The organism is Pseudomonas donghuensis (genome assembly GCF_000259195.1).
In the GTDB taxonomy this organism is placed as follows: domain Bacteria; phylum Pseudomonadota; class Gammaproteobacteria; order Pseudomonadales; family Pseudomonadaceae; genus Aquipseudomonas; species Aquipseudomonas donghuensis.
Genome location: NZ_JH650758.1, coordinates 150,887 through 173,708, shown reverse-complemented (window position 1 = coordinate 173,708; position 22,822 = coordinate 150,887). Strand labels below are relative to the sequence as shown.

Genomic DNA, 22,822 nt, shown 5'->3' with positions numbered 1-22,822 from the left:
AAACGATGCTATTCAAGCAATTCACCCGACTGGCGCAAATCAACAGCCCCCTGGGCCCTGATGCGCTGATCCTGGCGGAAATGGGCGGCGGCGAAGAGCTGGGGCGACTGTTCGACTACGAGTTGCAGCTGACCTCGGACAATTCGGCCATCGACCTCAACCAACTGCTGGGCAAGCCGATGAGCTTGAGCCTGCAGCTGGAGCTGGGCCGCTCGCGGTATTTTCATGGCATCGTCGCGCGCTGCAGCCAGAGCATCGACCGCGGCCAGTTCGCCAGTTACCGGGTGACCCTGCGGCCGTGGCTGTGGCTGCTGAGCAAGACCTCCGATTGCCGCATTTTCCAGAACCAGAGCATCCCGCAGATCATCAAGCAGGTGTTTCGCGACCTGGGTTTTTCCGATTTCGAAGACAGCCTCAGCCGGCCCTATCGCGAGTGGGAATACTGCGTGCAGTACCGCGAGACCAGCTTCGATTTCGTCAGCCGCCTGATGGAACAGGAAGGCATCTACTACTACTTCCGCCACGAAAAAGACCGTCACGTACTGGTCCTGGCCGATGCCTATGGCGCCCATCAGGTGGTACCGGGCTACGAGTCGGTGCCGTACTTTCCGCCCGATGGCCAGCATCGCGAGCGCGACCACCTCAATGACTGGCACCTGGCCCAGGAGGTGCAGTCTGGCTCGCTGGAGCTCAACGACTACGACTTCCAGCGCCCCAGTGCGCGCATCGACGTGCGCTCGGAAATGCCACGCCCGCACACCGCTGGCGATTACCCGCTATACGACTACCCCGGCACCTATGTACAGAGCGAAGACGGCGAGCATTACGCCCGCACCCGTATCGAGGCGCTGCAAAGCCTGCATGAACGCATCGAGCTGCGTGGCAATGCCCGGGGCCTGGCGGCGGGCAACCTGTTCAGCATGAGCGGCTTCAGCCGTCAGGACCAGAACCGCGAGTACCTGATCGTCGGTGCCCGCTACTACGTCGTCCAGGAACGCCTGGAAACCGGTGGCGGTGGTGGCAACGCGCAGTTCGAAAGCAACCTCAGTTGCATTGATGCGCAGCAGAGCTTCCGCCCCCTGGCCAGCACCCTGCGCCCGCAGGTCAGAGGCCCGCAGACCGCCATCGTGGTCGGCCCGGCCGGTGAAGAGATCTGGACCGACCAGTATGGCCGGGTCAAGGTGCATTTCTACTGGGATCGCCATGACCAGTCCAACGAAAACAGCTCGTGCTGGATCCGCGTATCCCAGGCCTGGGCCGGCAAGAACTGGGGCTCGATGCAGATCCCGCGGATCGGCCAGGAAGTGATCGTCAGCTTTCTTGAAGGTGATCCGGACCGGCCGATCATCACCGGCCGGGTGTACAACGCCGAGCAGACCGTGCCCTACGACCTGCCGGCCAATGCCACTCAGAGCGGGATGAAAAGCCGTTCGAGCAAAGGCGGCACGCCAGCCAACTTCAACGAAATCCGCATGGAGGACAAGAAGGGCGCCGAGCAGCTGTACATCCATGCCGAGCGCAACCAGGACATCGAAGTCGAGAATGACGAGAGCCACTGGGTGGGCCACAACCGCAACAAGGTGGTGGACTTCAGCGAAGTGGCGACCATCGGCGAAGACCGAATTCGCGCGGTCAAGCGCGACGACATCCTGCTGGTGGGCTCGACCAAGACCGACAGCATCAGCCGCAGCTACCTGATCGAGGTCGGCGAGAACCTGCGCCTGGTGTGCGGCAAGAGCATCCTCGAGCTCAATGCCAGCGGCCAGATCAACCTCACCGGCGTGCAGTTCAACTTCAATGCCGAAGGTAATGCCCAGTTCAACACTGGCGGCACCCTGGACCTGAACATCGGCGGCGGCCCCGGCGCCACCCCGGATGGGCAAGGTGTAAAAGGCACCATCGATGGCGCCGTGGAAGCGATCTTCCCCAAGCCCAAAGCCAGCCAATAACGAGATTTGCGCGTCATGACCTATCGCCTGAATGAATTCCAGTTCGCCCTGCCCGATGAAGAGGTGCAGGACACCAGCATCAACATCCTGCGCTTTGCCAACCTGGGGACCTCGCTGATTGTCAGCCGCAGCCTGTTGGCCGACGGTGAAACCCTGCAAAGCAACTTCGACGGCCAGCTCGAACGCCTGCAGCAGCAGGTCAAGGATCTACGTTTCCAACCGGGCCAGGCTGTACGCCTGGGCGCCGACCAATCGGTGGACGGCATCGAACTGCGCAGCCAGTTCAGCAAGGGCAGCGAGAAGGTGTTCCAGTACCAACTGGCCCTGGTGTTGCCGGGCACCCGCAAGATGTTCGCCCTGAGCTACGTCAAGGCCCAGCCGCTGGGTGATGCCGAGGCTTCGCACTGGACGGCGATCAAGCAATCACTGAACTTCGACGCCCTGAGCTGATGAGCACCCTGCATGTCTGACGCCTTGTGGGCCGCCCGCCAGGGCGACGCCCTGATGCACACCTCGATGATGGCCGACATCGTCAGCGGCGTGCTGGAAGTCGCCGCCAACGTCGCCATCGGCATGCTGGCCACCGCGGCGGTGACCGCGGCGCTGGGCCTTACCGTGGCTACCGGCGGCCTGGGCTGCTTCGTGCTCGGCGCGGTGGTGGGCATCGTGGTCGGCGTGGCCATGAGCAAGACCGGCGCCGACAAGGGTTTAAGCAGTTTATGCGAGGGCATCGGCAACTTCCTGTTCCCGCCCTCGGTGCAAGCCAACATCCTCACCGGTTCGAAGAACACCCACACCAACGGCAAGCCGGCCGCCCGCGCCGCCGGTGTCATCGTTGCCGCTGCGGCGCCCGCTGGCAGTGATGCCGCTCAGCCGCCGGCCGAGGAGGAGGAAGAAAGCTTCCTCGACATGGCCAAGGGCTTTTTCTCGCAGATGTGGCGGCCCACGGTCGCCAGCCCGGCGCCGAACACCGAGCCTGCCGACGACGACAAGATCCTCTGCAGCAAGCACCCGCCGATGCCGCCGCAGTACCTGGCCGAAGGTTCGAGCAAGGTCACCATCAACGGCCATCCGGCCTGCCGCAGCGGCGATCGCAGCACCTGCGAGGCGGTGATCGTCGACGCCGGGCTGATCTCCGATAACGTACGCATCGGCGGCGGCTCGATCGTGGTCCGCGAGATTCGCAGCGGCAATACCCCGGGCATCGGCCTGGCGATTACCGCGTTGATGCTGCTGCGCGGGCGCGGCGGCAAGTTCTACAGCAAGTTCGGCTGCATGGTGATCGGTGGCATTGCCAGCGCGGTCACTAGCCAGGTGAGCGGGGCGATCACCAATGCTATTGCCGGCTCGCTCAATCCGGTACATGCACCGACCGGCGCAAAAATCCTCAGTGGCGAAGAGGAGCTTGACTTCAGCCTGCCGGCGCTGATCCCACTGGACTGGCAGCGCTATTACAACAGCCGGGATGAACGCCGCGACGGCCTCTTCGGTGCTGGCTGGAGCGTCGATTACGAAGTCTTCGTTGCCATTGAAACGCATCCTGAAGGCAGCGAGCGCCTGCTGTTCACCGACGAGCAGGCGCGGGTCGTCGACATGGGCAACATTCCCCGGGGTGATGCGGTGTTCAGCGCTGGCGAAGGCCTGAGCGTGCGTCGCGCGCTTGACGACGAGTTGCTGATTGAAAGCAGCAGCGGACTCTATCGTTTGTTTCAGCCGACCCCGGGCAACCCGCAGCACCTGCGCCTGGCGCAACTGGGCGACCGCAACGACAACCGCCTTTACCTCGACTATGACGCCAGTGGCCGCTTGCTCAGGCTGCGCGACACTTTCGACGTGGTTCAGGTGCAGTTGGTTTACAGCGCGCAATGGCCGGCACGGGTCAGCCATATCGAGCGCCTGTACAGCGATGATTCAAGTGAGCTGCTGGTCAGCTATGCCTACGACAGCAACGGCGACCTGGCCGAAGTCCGCGATGCCGCTGGCCAGTTGCAACGGCGCTTCGCCTACGACCAGGGCCGGCGCATGGTCGAGCACCAGTTGCCCAGCGGCCTGCGCTGCTTCTACGAATGGACTCGTGCTGCAGACGACTGGCGCGTGGCCCGACACTGGACCGACGACGGCGACGAGTACCGTTTCGACTACGACATCGAGGCGGGCATCACCCGCATCACCGATGGTTTGCAGCGGGTCAGCACACGCTATTGGAACCCGCAGTACCAGATCACCGAATACACCGACGCCGTGGGTCTGACCTGGCGCTTCGAGTGGAACGACGAGCGCCAGCTGCTGGGCGCCACCGACCCGCAAGGCGGACAATGGCAGTATCTGTACGACGAGTCCGGCAACCTCTGCGAAAGCATCGACCCACTGGGCCGCAGCGAGTCGACCCTGTGGCTGGAACACTGGTCGCTGCCCCGGGTACAGACCGACAAGGCCGGCAAGCGCTGGAGCTACCGTTACGATCAACGCGGCAACTGCAGCAGCGAAACCGATCCACTGGGCCGCACCACCCGCTACCGCTACGACGATCGTGGCCAGGTGGTGGAGATCATCGATGCGGCGGGCAAGCACAAGCAGTTGCACTGGAACGATCTGGGCCTGCTGATTGAGCAGGTCGATTGCTCGGGTTATCCGACCCGCTTCAGCTATGACCGGCGCGGCTATTTGCAGGCGGTCATCGATGCCCTCGGCGAGCGCACCGAATACCAGAATGACGCCCAGGGGCGAGTCGTTGCCACGCAGTTGCCGGATGGCCGTAGCGAGCGTTATGAACTGAACAGCAGCGGCCAGCTCAGCCGCTACATCGATCCGGCCGGGCATGTCCTGCAGTTTCGCTACAACCGCCGTGGCCAGCTCCTGCAACGCATAGACCCGCACGGACGTCAGGTGCAGTACAGCTACGACAACTACGGCCGTCTGCTGGCCCTGACCAACGAGAACGGTGAGAGCTATCGCTTTAGCTGGGACCTGGTAGACCGCCTGACCCGGCAACAAGACCTCGACGGCAGCGCCAGACGCTATGAGTATGGACCGCTGGATAATGTCAGCCGCCTGGAGTTTGTCCCTGCGCCATACGGCAGCGGTCTGGCCCTGGTGCCGGACACAACGCCGAAGTCGATCGTTCACCAATACACCCGCGATGCTGCCGGCCGGTTGCTTGCCAAACAGACCGACGATGGCCGCACCGACTTCAGCTATGACCCGCTGGACCAACTGACCACGGTCTGCTTCACCGACAATGACGGCAACACCGAGCAGCTAGCCTTTGCTTACGATGCTGCCGGCCAGCTCGTACAGGAACACAGTGCCAATGGTGCGCTGCAGCATCACTATGACGAGCTCGGCAACCTGGTCCAGAGCCAACTGCCCGATGGCCGCTGGCTCAACCGCCTGTACTACGGCAGCGGTCACCTGCATCAGCTCAACCTCGATGGCAAGGTAATCAGCGACTTCGAGCGCGACCGTTTGCACCGTGAAGTGCTGCGCACCCAGGGCCGTGTCAGTACCCGCAGCGAGTACGACCGCAGTGGTCGCTTGCGCTCGCGCCTGCGCCGCCCCAGCCATCAGCCGCCGCAACTGCCGGCTGCGGTGCAGCAACGCTTCGATTTCGACCCGGCAGACAACCTGACCAGCCGCTTCAACCAGCAACCCGGCAGCCAGCACCAGCAACTGCTGCACTACGACGCCAGCGGGCGGATCATGGCCAGCCAGGACGCCGGCCAGGGCCAGAGCGAAGCCTTTACCTACGACGCCGCCGCCAACCTGCTCGATGGGCCACAGGCCGGCGCGGGGCTGGTACGCCACAACCGGCTGCTGACCTATCAGGACAAACGTTACCGCTACGATGCCTTCGGCCGCCTGATTGAAAAACGCAGCAGCCGGCGCGGTGTGCAGCACTTCAGCTACGACGCCGAGCACCGCCTGGTGCAGGTGCGCAGTCAGCACGGAGGTCGCGAGCGGGTACTGAACATGCGCTACGACCCGTTGGGTCGGCGCACTGAAAAAAGCGAGTATGACGAGCACGGCAACTTGCTTGATCAGACCAGGTTTACCTGGGACGGCCTGCGCCTGCTGCAGGAACACCGGCACAGCCAGACCAGCCTCTATCTGTACGTGCAGAACAGCTATGAACCGCTGGCCAGGGTCGACGGCACTGGCCCGCAGCAACAGGTACGCTATTACCACAACGACCTCAATGGCCTACCCGAGCAGCTGACCGAAGACACTGGCGAAGCCTTGTGGCAGGCGCGGTATCAGGTCTGGGGCAATACCCTGCAGGAAGTGCGCGAGGCGCATTTCATCGAGGAGCAGAACCTCAGGTTCCAGGGTCAGTACCTGGATCGCGAGACCGGGTTGCACTACAACCTGTTCCGCTTCTATGACCCGGATGTCGGACGCTTTACCCAACCGGATCCGATCGGCCTGGCCGGCGGCTTGAACCTGTACCAATATGCCGCTAACCCTGTGGGCTGGATCGACCCGCTCGGGCTCAACGCATTGCTGCCCGGTGAGGGCGGCGTCGGCGCCTATGGCAAGCTGCCCGGCACGCCAGGGGATAACCTGACCGGTCACCACATGCCGTCAGCCGAATACATGAAGCAAAAATTCGGTATCAGCCGCAACAAATCCATCGCCATGCAGATGGAGCATATTTATCCTGAGAACAAAGGCCGTCACCCGATGACCCGCTCCTATTCAAGGCGACCTTTCCTCAATGAGAAACCCAGGGATGCGCTCGCTCGAGATATCTGGGACGCCCGCAAGATCTACAAGCAGCAGGGGCTTTACACCAAGGAAATCCAGGCGGGTCTACGGGAAACGATACGGCAGAACAAAAGTACCTTTCCGAATATATTCAAGAAACCATCGAAATGCGGAGGAAAATAGGATGAGCCTGACAGAAGCCCTCAACGACTGTGCAACCTTCAACAGCGACGCTGAGGTGGCGCGTTTTTCCAAAATACTGCGCGACATGGCGCAGACCCGCGACACGCAATACCTTCCGGTCATGCTGTCGCACCTGGACGATGACTGCGAATATGGCGACGTCATGAAGGAAATAATCGGTATGGCTGAATCCTTCGACCCCGCCAACTATGTCGAAGCAGTGATTGAAGTCACCGACTCCCTTAAAGAAAAGGCCAGTGACTGGCTGGAAAGCATCCACTATCGGATTTTCAATTCCCCCGAATACACCAAACTCTACCGCGCCGCCCTGGCGCAAAGTGCCAACAAGGCAGCGATCAAAAGCTACCTCCAGGACTTTCTGGCCAACAACCCGGAGAAGCAGTCCGAGGTGGATTCGGTTCTGGCAGGATGAATGAAAGCTGCGGCGGCCAATTCCGCTATGGCCGCCGCTGACGTATCATCCGCGCCCCGCTTGTATTCACATGGACGTCCGATGAAAGCCCCCGCGCGCCTGCTCCTTGCTGCCCTTTTCGCTGCCTGCCTGCACAGCCCTGCAACCGTTGCCGCGGGCTTTGACTGCAGCAAGGCCAGCACCCTGCTGGAAACCGCCATCTGCACCACGCCGTCGCTGTCGGCCAAGGACGATACGCTCAACGAACGCTACAAGCCGCTCAAGGACCGCAAGATCTTCCGTGAGCTGGAGAACTTCTGGCTGCGCGAAGTGCGCAATCGCTGCGAGACCGCCGCCTGCCTGGAAGTCGCCTACGACCAGCAGATCAAGCTACTGACACCGGTACCGGCACTCACACAGATCGATCCCAAGAGCCTCCAGCCCCTGCCTCGCGATCAGCGCTACACGCAGGTCGAGGATGAGCCGTGGCAGCGCTTTCCCCTGGCCACCGTCGCCGACATGAGCGAAGACAGTTTTGCCTACTTGGTGGACGTCGCCACCCTCGATGGCGTGCTGAACGTGGTGTTGTTCGTTTCCGAAAAGCAGGATGACGAAGGCAGCAACCCCGGCAATATCTATGACAGCCGCCCGATCGGCACCCTCTACGAATACTCCGATGCTCGCCCTGGCCTGCACCCGTTCGCGCGCAATGTGCGCTTTGATGGCTGGAACAGTATCACCGCCAACGATCAGGGCCGGCGCTATGCCGGGATCATTGACGGGGTGTTCTACTACCGGCAGAAGCTGAGCGGCGAAGCGCAGCAAAGCATGGCCTACAAACTGGGCTCCAAGGCTGCGCCGCAACCTTCAACGCAACTGTACGCGGCCGAGTCCAACAGCAAGCGTTTTGCCAAGGCGCAGATCAGTGGCGACCTGAACCAGGACAACTCCGGCCTGCTGATCTATTACCCGCACCTTACCGGCGACAGCAACCCCTACGACCGGGTGATGGACAAGGATGCCGGCGGCTGGAGCCTGGTCAACCCGACCTGGAGCCCGACCCGGCCAGTCCTGTACTTCGACAACAATGGCGGCTTTGCCTGTATCTGGCGGGTCGACCTGGTGAGCAAGCGCCTGGAGAAGATCGTCCCCGAACACGAAGCGGTGGCCGCCCGCCCGGTGGACGTCATTGGCCGCGAGGCGATCGTCTACCTGGAAGCCGACCAGCTGATGTTTGCCATCGCCCCGGATCAGTAAAGGTTCTACTCTCGGCACCAGCGGTGTGCGCGATGATCGGCATCGCTGCGCTGCCAGCCGTACCAGGCAATCAGCATCACCAGCAATTGCGCGCTCATGATCAGCGGCACACAGCCTGGCCAGCCCCAGCGTTCCCAGAACAGCGCCGGCAACAGCGCGCCGGCGCTGCCGCCCAGGTAGTAGAAGGTCAGGTAGCAACCCACGGCGCCGGCCTTGTTGTGCTTGGCGGTGCTGGTGACAAAAGCATTGGCGGCCGCCTGGGCCAGGAACACCCCGGTGGAACTCAACGCCAGGCCCAACACGATCCACCACAGGCTGCCGAGCAGTGTCAGCAACGACCCAAGCAGGCCCAGCACGCCAGCCGCCAGCACCAGATGCGCAGGCGGCCTGGCACCGGCCAGCTTGCCGGCAATCGGCGTGACCACCAGGGCCAGAAGAAATACCGCATAGACCGAACCTAGCGCCGCGACGCCGAGATTGAAGGGCGCGGCCAGCAGATGGAGGCCGACATAGGTGAAGGTGGCAATCTGCGAAAACAGCACGCAAAAACCGACCAGGTAGGCCGCCAGCAACGGCCTGTTGCGCAGCATGCTGATACGGTTGTGGGTGAGGTTGCTTTCGATCAGGCGCCCGCCACCGGGCAGCAGCCAGTGGATACTCAAGCCAATCAGCAAGGTCAGCATTGCCAGTAACACGAAGGCTTCGCGCCAACCCAGGTATTCGGTCACCAGCCCCGTGAGGAAGCGCCCGGCAAAACCGCCAAGGATGGTCCCGGCGACATACAGGCTGGTGACTTCAGTAACCATCGCGCCCTGCCAGCGCTCGCCGATGTAGGCCACGCTGGTGGCGAAGATCACCGGGATCAGCATGCCCTGAACGAAACGCCAGAGCAGCAGGCTGTTCAAGTCACTGGCCCCTGCCAGCATCAAGCCCGGTACGCTGAGCAACAGGGCTGCTGCCACCAGCACGGCCTTCTGGCTCCAACGCTGGGTCAGCACGCCGACAAAGGGCGCGACCAAGGCCACGGCCAGGGTGGTGGCGGTGATGCTCCAGCTGACGTGCCGGGCATCCACGGCGAAGCTCTGCGCCAGTTCGGCGAGAATGCCCTGGGTGGCGTAGAGCGGCAGAAACGCGGCGCATCCGCAGAGGAACATGGCGAAGCGGGTGGCGGACAGGCGCGATGGCATGGGAAAACTCGTTACAGTGACGAGCAATGTTTATAAGGTGCGGTCATTGGCCGTGACCAATACCGAATTCGGACCGATTGATACCTCAAGGTGCAACATGCTCGATGTGCGAAAACTGCGCTATTTCATTGCCGTCGCCGACGACCTGCATTTCGGCCGCGCCGCGCAGCGCCTGCACCTGGCCCAGCCAGCACTGACCCGACAGATCTCGGCGCTGGAAAGCCAGCTGGGGTTTCGCTTGTTCGAACGCAGCAGCCGCGCCGTCAGTTTGACCGTCGAGGGTCAGCAATTCGTACCTTATGCCCGCAGCGTACTGGAGCAACTGACACGCAGCGAGCGTTTTGCCGCCAAGCTGGCCGCCGGCACTGCCGGGCAACTGAGCCTGGGCTACGCCAGTTCGGTGGCCTTGAGCGATCGTTTCACCCAGGCCATTCAGCAGTTTTCCCGCGCTTACCCCGAAGTCCGCCTGACGCTTGTCGAGGAAGCCTCTACGGCGCAATGGCAACACATCGTCGAAGGCTCCCTGGAGATTGGTCTGAGCCGTCTGTTACCACCGCCGCAGCTCAACGAACTGCAGGTCCAGCCGCTGGATCAGGAGCCACTGCTGGTGGCGCTGGCTGAGGACGATCCGCTGGCAGCCCTGGAAACCATCAGCCTCGTTGAGCTGCAAGCCCATCCTGTGGTGCTGTACAGCGACGAACAGGGCACCGGCCTCAACGATGCCATCGAGCGCTTGTTCCAGCATTGCGAGCTGCCCTTGCTGCGCGGGCCGAGGGGACGCCAGATCACGTCGATCATTGCCTTGGTGGCCGCCGGCCAAGGCATTGCGTTGGTTCCCGCCTGCGCCCGCGCCTTGAACCAGCGCGGCGTGTGCTACCGGCCCCTGAAGGAAGCTGCGGCCACCATCGGTTTACTCGCCGTCAGCCATCGCCATCGACGCTCACGGGCCGCCGACGCTTTTCTGCAAATACTTGCTCAGGCAACCGAAACCAGCGCATGAGCGCGGCCGCCTGACAAGCACGGCGGGGATAAAAGTGTTTTACCGAAACCACTGGTTTTCTAAGCCAATGCTTTGCCTATCCTAGGAAGGATCTCTCATATCAGCGGAAGATCCATGAAAGCTTCGCTTCCCAGCCGCTACGCCTGCTTGGTCGGCTGCCTTGTTTTCACCTTTGCCAGCCTGCCCTTTCTCGCTGCCCATTCCTGGCTCTGGCCGTTCACCCTGATCAGCGCACTGCTCAGCCTGGTCGGTCTCAATGACCTGCGCCAGAGCCAGCACGCCGTGCGGCGCAACTACCCGATCCTGGGTAACATCCGCTACCTGATCGAAACCATCCGCCCGGAGATTCGCCAGTACCTGCTCGAAGGCGACGATGACAAGCTGCCGTTCTCCCGGGCCCAGCGCTCGCTGGTGTACGCGCGGGCCAAGAACGAAAGCGCCGAGAAAGCCTTCGGTACCCTCAACGATGTCTACCGGCCGGGCTTCGAGTTCATCAGCCATTCCATGTTGCCGGTCGAAACGCCCGACCCCGCCTCGTTTCGCATCAGCATCGGCGGCCCGCAGTGCCGCCAGCCCTACTCGGCGTCGATCTTCAACATCTCGGCGATGAGCTTCGGGGCGCTCAGCGCCAACGCCATTGGCGCCCTGAACAAGGGGGCCAAGCTCGGCCGCTTTGCCCATGACACCGGTGAGGGCAGCATCAGCCCCTACCATCGCGAGCATGGTGGCGACCTGATCTGGGAAATCGGCAGCGGTTATTTTGGCTGCCGCACAGCAGAAGGTCGTTTTGATCCTCAGCGCTTCGCCGAACAGGCCCGCGACCCGCAGGTGAAGATGATCGAGGTCAAGCTCAGCCAGGGCGCCAAACCCGGGCACGGCGGGATACTGCCCGGGCACAAGGTCAGTGCCGAAATCGCCGCCACCCGTGGCGTACTGATGGGGGAAGACTGTATTTCGCCTGCGGCGCACAGCGCCTTTCGCAGCCCGGTACAGTTGCTGGAGTTCATGGCGCAACTGCGCCAACTGTCCGGCGGCAAGCCGGTGGGTTTCAAGTTCTGCCTGGGCCACCCATGGGAGTTCATGGGCATCGCCAAGGCCATGCTGGTCACCGGCATCGTTCCGGACTTCATCGTCGTCGATGGCAAGGAAGGCGGTACCGGCGCCGCGCCGCGGGAGTTCAGCGACAACATCGGTGTGCCGATGCGCGAAGGCCTGATGTTCGTGCATAACACCCTGGTGGGCCTGAACCTGCGCGACAAGATTCGCATCGGCGCTGGCGGCAAGATTATCAGCGCTTTCGACATTGCCAGCGTGCTGGCCATTGGCGCCGACTGGGTCAACTCGGCCCGTGGCTTCATGTTCGCCATCGGCTGCATCCAGTCGCAAAGCTGCCACACCAACAAATGCCCGACCGGCGTGGCCACCCAGGATCCGTTACGCCAGCGTGCTCTGGTAGTACCGGAAAAAGCCGACAGGGTTTACAGCTTTCACCGCAACACCCTGCATGCCCTGGGCGAAATGCTCGCCGCTGCGGGCCTGGAGCACCCGGCCGAACTCAAGCCCAAGCACCTGGTGCGGCGCATCAGCGCCAGCGAGATCCGTCTGTTTTCCCAGTTGCACGTGTTCCTCAAGCCTGGCGAATTGCTCAGCGGCGCGATCGACAGCGAGTTCTATGCACGGATGTGGCGGATGGCCCGCAGCGACAGCTTCGAGCCAGAGAGCGGCGAGGCAGTGACGATCAAGCCCATCCCGCGCCGAAAACAAACAACCCCGGCCTAGGCCGGGGTTGCTGGAGACACCAGACAGCTATCAGAGAATGCTGATCGGGTACTCGACGAATACGCGGACTTCGTTACCGTCGTCGTTGTAGCCGTTCTGACGAACGCTGTCAGAAGTACGCAGGAACGAGCTACGCAGTTTGACGGACAGGTCCTTGGCAGGGCCTTCCTGAACCACGTACTTGAACTGGTTGAAGATTTCGCGCTCTTTACCTTCGCCGAAGCCGTGGGTGTTGATGTTGTCACCACGCACGTAGGCCACTTTGTAGGTCAGGCCCGGTACGCCGAAGGCGCCGAAGTCCAGGCCGTAGCCCAGCTGCCAGGAACGCTCGTCTTCAGCGTTGAAGTCGGACCAGTAGGAGTTGGCCAGGTAGATGGTCGAACCACCGTCACCCACGCCACCGGCGTTCTGGTAGAAGCCGTACTGATAACCGGTGTCGCCAGTGCTGCGCTGGTGCGCAATGGTGATCGAGTGCGGGCCGAAGGCGTAGGTGGCCGCCAGGCTCCAGATGGTGTTGGAGTCACCGGTCAGGTCGGCGGCAGCGACGTACTTCTTGTCGATGTCCGACTTGTAGCCGTTGAAGTCCAGGGTCAGCGACTGGTCGTCGGCGATAGGGTGAACGTAGTTCACGCCCAGGTAGTGCTTCTTCAGTACATCTTCAACATCGGAGGTGTACAGGGAAGCCGACAGGTTTTCGGTGAACTTGTAGCTGCCGCCGAATACGTTGATCGACTTCAGGCCACCGCTGTCACGGCCTTCAGCACTCTTGCGGGCTTCCTGGGTGAAACGACCGGCGTTCAGTTCCAGGCCCTTGATCTCCTTGGAGGTGATCAGGGTACCGGTGTAGCTTTCTGGCAGCAGGCGACCGTCGTCGTACTGCAGCACTGGCAGTTCCGGCATCTGGTCACCGTACTTCAGTACAGTGTTGGAGATGCGGAATTTAACTGCTGCGCCACCACGGGCCAGATTGTGCGGGGAGTTCTGCTGGTTGGTTGGCGAGTCGCCGTCCGCCGGCTTGAAGAAGTCGATACCGCCACCGCCGTTGCGGCCTTTACCACCGTCCAGACGCACAGCGTACAGACCGAAAGCGTCGACACCGACACCAACGGTGCCCTGGGTGTAGCCAGAGGAGAACTTGCCGATGAAGGCCTGGCCCCACTCGCTTTGGTCTTTGGTATGGTGCTTCTTGTCACGGTTGATGAAGGCGTTGCGCAGCAGAACGCTGGCTTTGCTGTCTTCTACGAAGCCCTTGGCTTCGGCCTGGTCATTGGCCATAGCCTGAGTCGCTGCCATAAGCCCCAGCGCGATCAGACTGATCCTGGTTTTCAACATTTTATTTTCCTTATTACTTAGTCAAAGACGCTCTGCGACCAAACGCCAAAAACCACGCCCCCTGCGTGGGTTGACGCTCACGGGTCTAAAAATGAAAAGCCCGCCTGCGAGTGATCGCAGCGGGCCTTTTATTCTGGACTCTTGGCCGATGGGCCTACAGGCGTTGACCGAATCCTATCCGTGTGCGGATCGGCGTGTCAAAATTTCGTGAAAAGTAAGTGTTTCTGCTTACAAGTCGCAGCCATTCGGAGCGCAAAACGCTGGGTTAGAGGCATTTGCGTCCGCGCTCAGGTAGAACTCCCGGTCCAGCCATTGCACGAAGGCATCGGGCTTGCCGAGGAAGGGACCGATATCGATCACCTGCAGCCGCCCTTCCCGTTCCAGCACCAGGGTTGGAAAACCCTGCCCGCCGACGCTGGCCATGAACGCGCGGCTGGTACCCATGTGGCTTTCTGAATCCACTTCCAGCAAAGCGCTGGCAAAGGCGTGTGCAGGCAGCCCCATCTCGGCGGCGATGGCCTTGAGCACCGCATCATCGGCAATCCGTCGGCCTTCTATGTAGTGCGCACGCTGCAACCGCGCCAGCAGTTCAAGGCCACGGCCCGCCAATTGCTCCGCGGCAAGGATGGCGGCAATTGGCGGCTGCGAATCGAATACGGCGTCGTTGTCGCGCAGCAGTCCTTCGAAGTAATCCCGGCCAAAAGGCTGCCCGGTGTACTCGGCGATGCGCCGGTCATGGGGCATGACGAAGGCGCGCAACTGCGCCGAAACCTTTTGCCGATTGGCACCGGCCATCATCCCGCCACCATGCAGCACGACCGGCATCAGGCCACTGGCAGCATTGATCAGCGGTTCGGCACCATAGCACCAGCCACACAACGGATCGAAAACATAGTGAAGGGTGGTTTGCACGGGCATGAGCGCCTCCGAGAAAAAGTGATGCCGTCAGGTTAGGCCGGATGGAGGTTGCGAAAAACGCTGCACTGGTTACAGATTTGTTGCGAAAAACAGCACAAATAGCTGACCAGCCCCAAGGCCAATCAATAGAAATATTTTGAAACAAACACCTCGCCAGCATGTTTAGAAACAGTTAACGTTAGTAAATGGCAAGCATTATCATTCGCGCGATTTTTCATTTCTCGTAAATGCCCGGATGTCCGCCATGTTTGCCCCCTGCCGTCTTTCTCCCCTGACCCTGGGCCTATCGCTGTTTTTCAGCTCAGGCCTGGTCGCCGCTGCCACCACCACGCTGCCCGAGGTCTCGGTCACCGCCGAGTCCGACCGCGAGCGCGATGACCCGCGGGTACGCGAAGTCAGCACTGCCACCCGAACCTCGACGCCTGCCCGCTATGTGCCTCAGGCCATCGACGCGGTGAAGACCAGCAACGTGCTGGACTACGGCAACAATGACCTGGGCAAGGCACTCAGTGGCATCCCCAACGTCAGCAGCGGCGCCGATACCCGCTTTGACAGCGTGCGCATCCGCGGCTTCGACGCCAGCAACGACTTTTACCTCGACGGGATCCGCGACGACAGCCAGTACGTGCGCGACCTGCACAACATCGAGCGGATTGAAGTGCTCAAGGGCCCGGCCGCCGTACTCTATGGCCGCGGCAGCCAGGGCGGGATCGTCAACCGCGTGAGCAAGATGCCGGAAGCCGGCCGGCGTTCCAGCATCGAGGCCCAGGGCGGTAGCGAAGACCTGCGCAGCCTGTATGCCGACCTCAGCGCCGATCCGACCGATAACATCAGCCTGCGCCTGAACATGGGCAACCAGGACAACAACAGTTTCCGCGACGGCATCGATGGCAGCCGTCAGCTGTTCGCGCCATCGATGAGCTGGCAGCTGACCCCGGAGCTGAACTGGCTGGTGCAATATGAGTACAGCCGCTACAACCGTACCCCGGATCGCGGCATCCCCAGCGTCAACGGCCGCCCGGCCGACGTCGGCCGCGACACCACCTACGGCGATACCCAGCGTGACTTCATCGACGACAAGGCCCAGTCCCTGCGCTCGCGCCTGAACTACCAGCTCAGCGACAACTGGCAGGTGCGCCACACCCTGGGCCTGTTCAAGCTCAACAGCGATTTCGACAACACCTACCTGACCGGCTACAACGCCGCCACCAACCAGGTCACCCGCCAGCGCTGGCAGCAGGACCTGAACACCCGCAACCTGTTCAACAACCTTGAACTTGAAGGCAACTTCGACACCTTCGGCCTGCAGCACACCCTGCTCACCGGCCTTGAGTTCGGTAACCAGCGTCGCGACCCGATCCTCTACACTGCAGCGACCTCGGGCGCGGGCTTTCGCCCGGTTCCGGGCCTGGACCTGAACAACCCCAACCGTGACCTGCAACACAACGGTCGCATGGTGGTCTCCAGCAACAACCACACCGTAGTCGACAGCCGCGGTTTGTACCTCCAGGACCAACTGCGCCTGAACGATCAATGGCAAGTGCTGGCGGGGGTACGTTTCGACCAGTTCGAGGTGGAAACCATCAACAAGGTCCGCGGCCTCTCCGAGAAGCAGGACAGCAACAGCACCAGCCCGCGCCTGGGCGTGGTCTATTCGCCCTGGCAGGAACATTCCTTCTATGCCTCCTGGAGCAAGACCTTCTCGCCAGTGGGTGGAGGCCTGATCGGGATCACCCCGGGCGCGGCCGGCAACACCAACGAAACCAGCCCGGAACAAACCCGGCAGAAGGAAATCGGGGTCAAGAGCGACTGGCTCGACGAGCGCTTGAGCACCACCCTGGCGGTCTATGAGCTTGAACTCTACAACCGCCGTACCAGCGACCCGAACAACCCTGGCATCACCCTGCTCTCGGGCCTGCAGCGTTCCCGCGGCGTCGAGCTGACCGCCACCGGTAACATCGTTGGCAACTGGTACGTGCGCGGCGGTATCGGTATTCAGGATGCAACCATCGTCAAGGACAACAACGGCCAGGAAGGCAACCGCGTGAGCAACGTCGCCAAGCACAATGGCAGCCTGTTCGTGACCTGGAAGCCGGAGATGGGCTGGTACGGCGAGACCGGCCTGACCCTGGTCGGCGAGCGTTATGCCGACAACCAGAACACCGCCGTGCTACCGGGCTATGGCCGCTGGGATGCCCTGGTGGGTGTGCGTACCAAGGACTGGGACCTGCGTGCGGCGCTCAACAACATTACCGACAAGACCTATTACAGCTCGGCCACCAGCGCCGCGCAGATCCAGTTTGGTGACCCGCGCAGCCTGATCGTTACCGGTACCTATAGTTTCTAACAGCACAGCAACAAAAAAGGGCGGCATTGTTCAGACAATGCCGCCCTTTTCATTGCTGCTGCCGAACCACCTAGCGGCTGCCATCACCCAGCAGCGCTTCCAGCTCTGCTTCAGTAAGCAGGCCTGCCGGATAACGCGCCAGCAACGAGCGACGCTGATCGGCCTTCCTGACCCGGTTTGCTCCATTGTGTTTCAACCACTGCGCCACGCGCTGGAGGGACTCGTGATTCACCGCTGATGGGGGCGAAGCCGGCTCACTTGCTGCATTCATTTCGACACGTACTCCCTGGGGCCGTGAGCGGCTAACCTACTCAAACTTTGTGACAGAACTGAGGAGCCCTATCTGTTTGAAATACAATGCAAAACAAATACAAGAGGTGTGCCAAAAAGCTATGCCGATCGTCGTCCGCGGATAAAAAAAAGCCCGTCAATCGACGGGCTCTTTGCTTGCTGCACTTCAGCCTTTGGCGGGAGCCGGTTGCTGCTGGGTCAGGCAATGAATGTTGCCGCCCCCCAGAAGCATCTCGCGTCCAGGGATCATGACCACTTCGTGATCGGGGAACACCCGCGCCAGAATCGCTCTAGCCTCAGCATCTGCCGGGTCGTCGAAGCTTGGGGCGATGATGCCACCGTTGACGATCAGGAAGTTGACGTACGAGCCGGCCAGGCGTACCGACGGGTTGCGCTCCTGGCTGCCGGCCACCGGATCGACCCCGGCGCACTCTTCTTCGCTGGCGAACAGCGGCCCCGGAATCGGCATCTTGTGCACGGTAAAGGCGCGACCTTTGGCGTCACGGCTGTTCTCCAACACCTCGAGTGCACCATGGCAGCGTGCGTAGTTGGGGTCTTGCGGATCATCGGTCCAGGCCAGTAACACTTCACCTGGGCGAACGTAACAACAGAAGTTGTCGACGTGGCCGTCGGTCTCGTCGTTGTACAGGCCATCGGGCAGCCAGATGATGGTGTCCACTGCCAGGTGATCACGCAGGATCGCTTCGATCTGCTCGCGGTTCAGGTGCGGGTTACGGTTGTGGTTGAGCAGGCATTCCTCGGTGGTGATCAGCGTGCCTTCACCGTCAACGTGAATCGAGCCACCTTCGAGTACGAAACCTTCGGTGTGGTAGCGCTGGCAGCGCTCCATCTCCAGCACCTTGCTGGCCAGTTGCTCGTCACGATTCCATGGCGAGTACAGGCCGCCCTCGAAGCCGCCCCAGGCATTGAAGCCCCAGTCGACGCCACGCACTTCGCCGCTGTCATTGATGACGAAAGTCGGCCCGGTATCACGCACCCAGGCATCGTCGTTGCTGATTTCCACCACGCGGATGTTCGGCAGGTCGAGCCGGGCGCGAGCGTTGTCGTACTGGGCGGCGGAGACGGCGACGGTCACCGGCTCGAAACGGGCGATGGCCTTGGCCAGCGTCACATGGGCAGCCTGCACCGGCTTGCCGCCCAGGCGCCAGTTGTCCGGGCGCTCGGGCCAGACCATCCAGACCTGGGTTTGTGGCGCCCACTCGGCGGGCATGTGGAAGCCGTCGGCGCGCGGGGTACTGGTGAGAGTTTTCATAGATGATCCTTGCTGAACTATCAGGATTGCAGCGCGCCGTCGAGGGTCTTCACCGGGCCGTACAGCGTCGGACGACGGTCTCGGAAAGTGCCCCAGGCACTGCGGGTGTGCTCAAGTTTGTCGAGGTCGAAAGTATGCACCAGCACACCCTCCTCGGTCTCGTTCAGCGCCTGGACCTTCTCGCCGAACTGGTCGGCAATGAAAGAGGAGCCGTAGAAGGTGATGTCGTAGCCGTCCTGCTCTTCGCGGCCGATGCGGTTGCTGGCGATCAGCGGCATCAGGTTGGCGCCGGCATGACCTTGCTGTACACGCTGCCAGTGGTCGCGCGAGGAGATGGTGTTGTCGTGCGGTTCGCTACCGATAGCCGTCGGGTAGAACAGCAGCTCGGCACCGAGCAGGGCCATGCTGCGTGCGCACTCGGGGAACCACTGGTCCCAGCAGATGCCTACGCCGATTTTCGCGTAACGGGTCTGCCAGACCTTGAAGCCGGTGTCGCCCGGGTTGAAGTAGTACTTTTCGTGGTAGCCGGGGCCGTCCGGAATGTGGGTTTTACGGTACACGCCCAGGTTGCTGCCATCGGCATCGATGATCGCGATGCTGTTGAATCGCGCACGCCCGGCCAGCTCGTAGAAGCTGATCGGCAGCACCACCTGCAGCTCTTTGGCGAGCTTCTGGAAATGGCCGATGGCGGCATTGGCCTCAACCGGCGTGGCCAACTGCAGATAGTCCGGGTTGGGCTTCTGGCAGAAGTACGGGGTTTCGAACAGCTCCTGGATCAGGATGATCTGCGCGCCCTTGGCGGCCGCTTCACGGACCAGCCGCTCGGCGCTTTCCAGGTTGCCCTGGCGGTCCCAGGAGCAGGCCATCTGGGTGGCGGCAACAGTAACGGTGCGGCTCATTTACTCCTCCTCGACAGGTGGCTGGACCGACTAGGCCAGGCCATCACGGTGATGATGGAGGCTTTTATATCCGATAAATATCGACTTTAAAAGAGGCATCTTAAAAAACAAAGCCAATAAAAAGCCGGTTAATCCGATAACAATCGAACTACCGGCTTTAGCTCAGGCGTTACAGGTCTTCTGACAACACCCGGTCGATGCTGTCGACGAAGTAGTCCACGCTTGCCCGGGTGGTGCACATCGGCGGCTTGATCTTGAGGATGTTCAGGTAATCGCCTGTGGGCTGCATGAAGATGCCCAGGTCGCGCAGGCGGTTGCACAGGAGGGTGGTCTCGGCACTGGCAGGCTCCAGGGTCTGGCGATCACGCACCAGCTCCAGCCCCAGGTAAAAGCCGGAACCGTGCACGGCACCCGCCAGCGGATGTTTATCGACTAACTGCTGCAGCCGTGACTTGAAGTAGCCGCCGACTTCCCGGGCGTTGTCCCACAACCCCTCTTCTTCCATGACATCGAGCACGGCCATGCCAATGCGGCAACTGACCGGGCTGCCACCGGCGGAGGAGAAGAAATAGCCTTCGGCCTCCAGCGCTTCGGCAATCTCCCGGCGGGTGATCACCGCACCCAATGGCTGACCGTTACCCATGCCCTTGGCCATGGTGATGATGTCCGGCACAACCCCCTGTTCTTCGAAACCCCAGAACCAGGTACCCAGCCGGCCATAGCCGACCTGCACTTCATCGGCAATGCACACGCCGCCCGCTGCCCGTACCTTGGCATAGACTTGTTGCAGGTAACCCGGCGGCAGCGAGATGCCGCCGGCATTGCCGTACACCGGCTCACAGATGAAGCCGGCCAGCTGCCGTTGCTCGGCAGCCAGTGCGTCGAGCTTGGCATCGACATCACGCAAATAATCGGCGGTGCTTGCGGCGCCACGGAAGGCACCGCGATAGGTGTTGGGGGCAATCACCGGATGAACCCATTCCGGCCGGGTGCTCAGGGCCTGGGGATTGTCAGCGATGGAAGTGGAAATCGCATCGGTAGCCACCGACCAGCCGTGATAGGCCTCGAGCACACTCAACAAGTCGCGCCCACCGCTGTAGGCCCAGGCCAGGCGAATCGCCAGGTCGTTGGCCTCGGTACCGCTGTTGACCAGAAACACCCGGTCCATGCCGCTCGGCGCCAGGGCCAGCAAGCGTTCGGAAAATTCGGCGATGGCCGCATAGTGAAAGCGCGAGTTGGTATTGAGCAGCGACCATTGCCGCGCCGACTCGGCAACCATGCGCGGATGCCCGTGACCAAGAACTGCAACGTTGTTGAGCATGTCCAGGTAAGCCCGCCCCTGCATGTCGAACAGGTAGTTGCGCCAGCCGCGCTCGATATGCGGCGGCTGCTGGTAGTAGTGCTTCTGCGAGCGGGCGAAACTGGCATCGCGCCGGGCCAGCAAAGCCTGGGCATCGACCAGCGGTTCGGCGTTGCAGGCAACACCGAGGATGGCCTGTGGCGAGGGGCACACTGCTTGCCAGGCCCGAGCCCGCGAAGGCACGACAAAGGCCGGCGGGTACAGCCCGGCAACCCGGCACAGCTGAACCTTCAACAGTGCGGCACTGGCGCCCAGTGACTGCCCCTGGGCTATCACCTGCCCCGCGGCTGGCGCCTGGCTCAGCCCATGCAGCCACAAGTTGCATTCATTGCCCGCAAGGCAACCGCTGTCTTCGCCGTACTGGTGCCAGGTACCGGCCCAGGGCGCCTTGAGCGCCGTGGCTACGGGCAGGTGCACCTCAACATTCAGGGCGAAGGTTGCCGGCTCCGCGGGGTTATCGATGTGGGTCTGCGACAACCGGTACTGCCCGTACAAGGTGCAGGCCGCGCCTGAATCGCCAGCCTGCTGGGCCAGCAAGCGCTGATCGATGCCCGGCTGCTCCCAGTTCCCTGCCTGGTAATGCTCGCTGAGCACGCCAAGATCCACCCCTACCACCTGTGCTGCGACCGAGGGTGGCAACAGCGGCGTGAAATCTTCCAGCACCCGCGCGGGCAATTCATGCCCGGTCACTTGCAGGATCGCCGCCTCCATCAGCTCGAAGGGCACGCTGGTGGCGACATCGAAGATCTCCCACTCATGGGCCAGGTTGTCGCGGCTGTAACTGTTACCAGGGTCGACACTCAGCTGTTGTTCACCGCTCAGCACCAACACCGCGGCCCGGGCTACCACTAGCGGCCACAAGGCCTGGAGTTCGGCTGTGGTCAGCGGGTTGAGCGCATGGTAGGCCTCGATCGCCGGCAGTATCCGCAAGGGGTCACCCTCGGCATGGTGCAGCAATGCCGCGCAAGTCACCGAGAGATCAGCGATGCGCCAGGTGTGCATCAGGTCGCCAAAATCAATCACCCCTTGCAGCTGCCACTGCCGCTGCTCATCCCGCGCCCAGACGGCGTTGTCATCGGTAATGTCCAGGTGCACCGCCTGCAGCGGCAATTGGTCGACCAACGGTTGCAGACGCACCCTGGCCTGCTGTGCGGCAGCGCTTATCCGCGCTTGATACGGGCTTTCAGCCAGCACCGGCAACAGATGCTCGATCAATGCCTGGGCGTGGCGTGGGTCCCATTGCAGGGTACGTTCGAGCCCTGGGTGGGTGAAATCGGCCAGGGCTCGGTCGACTCGCGCGCAAAGACGGCCAAGCTCCGCCACCAGGCGTGGCTCCATGTGCTTGATTCGGGTCAGCGAATTACCGTCTATATAGTCGAGCACGCGCACGCGCAAAGCTTGACCACCCACCTCTACTGCCAGCAGTTGCTCGCCCGTTCGCGATGCCAGCACGGCGGGCACCCGTAGCCCTTGATCGCGCAGGTAACCCAGGGCGCTGTGCTGGGCCTGCAGTTCGGCCATGGCGTAATCACCATGGCAGATTTTCAGCACATAGCGCCCCTGGGGGGCGTCCAGGCGAAAATTCAGGTCCTGCTGACTGCCCAGCGCTTGTAATGCGCCGCTGAGGCCGAAATGCTCCTGCAACAGGCAAGCGGCCTGCTGTTCACTGACTTCAGGGCATGGCTGACTGGAGCGATGGATCAGGGTACTGAGCGACATGGGCTGGGGACCTCATTTTTTTGTTGCCTATATCGCCACTGCTTGTGCCAGTTGGCAAGAATAACGGCTAAAATCGCAGCAGAATTGCTCTGCTGCCTCGAGCATCTCAAGGGAAAGGCACAGCTCGGCGCTTTTTGCTTGCGCCTGTCTCCCCCTGGCCACAAGCTATGTCCTTTAATTTTCAATGTCAGTTACGGAAGAAAGGCAGTCCG

Annotated in this window: 15 protein-coding genes; 8 read left to right on the top strand and 7 right to left on the bottom strand. The window is 61.9% G+C overall.

What is annotated here, in order from left to right; all coding sequences use genetic code 11:
• The first annotated feature begins 5 nt into the window (after positions 1-5).
• The 5 genes from UW3_RS0105390 to UW3_RS0105370 all read left to right on the top strand — a co-directional run bounded on the left by UW3_RS0105390 (position 6) and on the right by UW3_RS0105370 (position 8,505).
• Positions 6-1,949, top strand: coding sequence for a type VI secretion system Vgr family protein (locus UW3_RS0105390; RefSeq protein ID WP_010221270.1), 1,944 nt, complete (start codon positions 6-8; stop codon positions 1,947-1,949).
• A 15-nt stretch (positions 1,950-1,964) separates the two neighbouring features.
• A complete protein-coding gene (locus UW3_RS0105385) occupies positions 1,965-2,399 on the top strand; it encodes a DcrB-related protein (protein WP_010221269.1) in 435 nt (144 codons plus the stop codon).
• Between the two features lie 12 nt (positions 2,400-2,411).
• Positions 2,412-6,836 (top strand): RHS repeat-associated core domain-containing protein, encoded by a 4,425-nt coding sequence (locus UW3_RS0105380; RefSeq protein ID WP_010221268.1) that lies wholly within the window; start codon positions 2,412-2,414, stop codon positions 6,834-6,836.
• A 1-nt stretch (position 6,837) separates the two neighbouring features.
• Positions 6,838-7,269: an Imm30 family immunity protein gene (locus UW3_RS26550; protein WP_010221267.1), complete on the top strand. Its 432-nt coding sequence runs from the start codon at positions 6,838-6,840 to the stop codon at positions 7,267-7,269.
• Positions 7,270-7,350: 81 nt separating this feature from the next.
• The gene (locus UW3_RS0105370; RefSeq protein WP_010221266.1) at positions 7,351-8,505 is read left to right on the top strand and encodes a lysozyme inhibitor LprI family protein; all 1,155 of its coding nucleotides are present in this window, start codon (positions 7,351-7,353) and stop codon (positions 8,503-8,505) included.
• Between the two features lie 5 nt (positions 8,506-8,510).
• On the opposite strand, the gene UW3_RS0105365 is transcribed toward UW3_RS0105370, so the two are convergent.
• Complete coding sequence (locus tag UW3_RS0105365; protein ID WP_010221265.1) at positions 8,511-9,692, bottom strand: MFS transporter; 1,182 nt, start codon at positions 9,690-9,692, stop codon at positions 8,511-8,513.
• 97 nt (positions 9,693-9,789) lie between these two features.
• On the opposite strand from UW3_RS0105365, the gene UW3_RS0105360 reads away from it, so the two are divergent.
• Together UW3_RS0105360 and UW3_RS0105355 are read left to right on the top strand one after the other, a co-directional pair.
• Positions 9,790-10,692, top strand: a complete 903-nt coding sequence (locus tag UW3_RS0105360) for a LysR family transcriptional regulator (protein ID WP_010221264.1) — start codon at positions 9,790-9,792, stop codon at positions 10,690-10,692.
• A 114-nt stretch (positions 10,693-10,806) separates the two neighbouring features.
• Positions 10,807-12,471 carry an FMN-binding glutamate synthase family protein gene (locus UW3_RS0105355; RefSeq protein WP_010221263.1) on the top strand — a complete coding sequence of 555 codons (1,665 nt, stop codon included), beginning with the start codon at positions 10,807-10,809 and terminating at the stop codon, positions 12,469-12,471.
• Between the two features lie 30 nt (positions 12,472-12,501).
• Here the strand turns inward: UW3_RS0105355 and UW3_RS0105350 are convergent, their stop codons facing one another.
• Entirely contained in the window at positions 12,502-13,803 is a 1,302-nt protein-coding gene (locus tag UW3_RS0105350; protein ID WP_010221262.1) for an OprD family porin, read from the bottom strand.
• A gap of 228 nt (positions 13,804-14,031) precedes the next feature.
• On the bottom strand, positions 14,032-14,721 hold the full coding sequence (locus UW3_RS0105345) for a DsbA family protein (RefSeq protein ID WP_010221261.1): 690 nt from the start codon (positions 14,719-14,721) through the stop codon (positions 14,032-14,034).
• Between the two features lie 244 nt (positions 14,722-14,965).
• Here UW3_RS0105345 and UW3_RS0105340 point away from each other — a divergent pair, with 244 nt between their 5' ends.
• On the top strand, positions 14,966-17,068 hold the full coding sequence (locus UW3_RS0105340; protein WP_010221260.1) for a TonB-dependent receptor: 2,103 nt from the start codon (positions 14,966-14,968) through the stop codon (positions 17,066-17,068).
• 70 nt (positions 17,069-17,138) lie between these two features.
• On the opposite strand, the gene UW3_RS29275 is transcribed toward UW3_RS0105340, so the two are convergent.
• The 4 genes from UW3_RS29275 to UW3_RS0105320 all read right to left on the bottom strand — a co-directional run bounded on the left by UW3_RS29275 (position 17,139) and on the right by UW3_RS0105320 (position 22,610).
• Entirely contained in the window at positions 17,139-17,339 is a 201-nt protein-coding gene (locus UW3_RS29275) for a hypothetical protein (protein WP_036995321.1), read from the bottom strand.
• A gap of 186 nt (positions 17,340-17,525) precedes the next feature.
• Positions 17,526-18,632, bottom strand: a complete 1,107-nt coding sequence (aguA, locus tag UW3_RS0105330) for an agmatine deiminase (RefSeq protein ID WP_010221259.1) — start codon at positions 18,630-18,632, stop codon at positions 17,526-17,528.
• 20 nt (positions 18,633-18,652) lie between these two features.
• Complete coding sequence (aguB, locus tag UW3_RS0105325; protein WP_010221258.1) at positions 18,653-19,531, bottom strand: N-carbamoylputrescine amidase; 879 nt, start codon at positions 19,529-19,531, stop codon at positions 18,653-18,655.
• Between the two features lie 169 nt (positions 19,532-19,700).
• The gene (locus UW3_RS0105320; RefSeq protein ID WP_010221257.1) at positions 19,701-22,610 is read right to left on the bottom strand and encodes an aminotransferase; all 2,910 of its coding nucleotides are present in this window, start codon (positions 22,608-22,610) and stop codon (positions 19,701-19,703) included.
• Between the last annotated feature and the right edge of the window lie 212 nt (positions 22,611-22,822).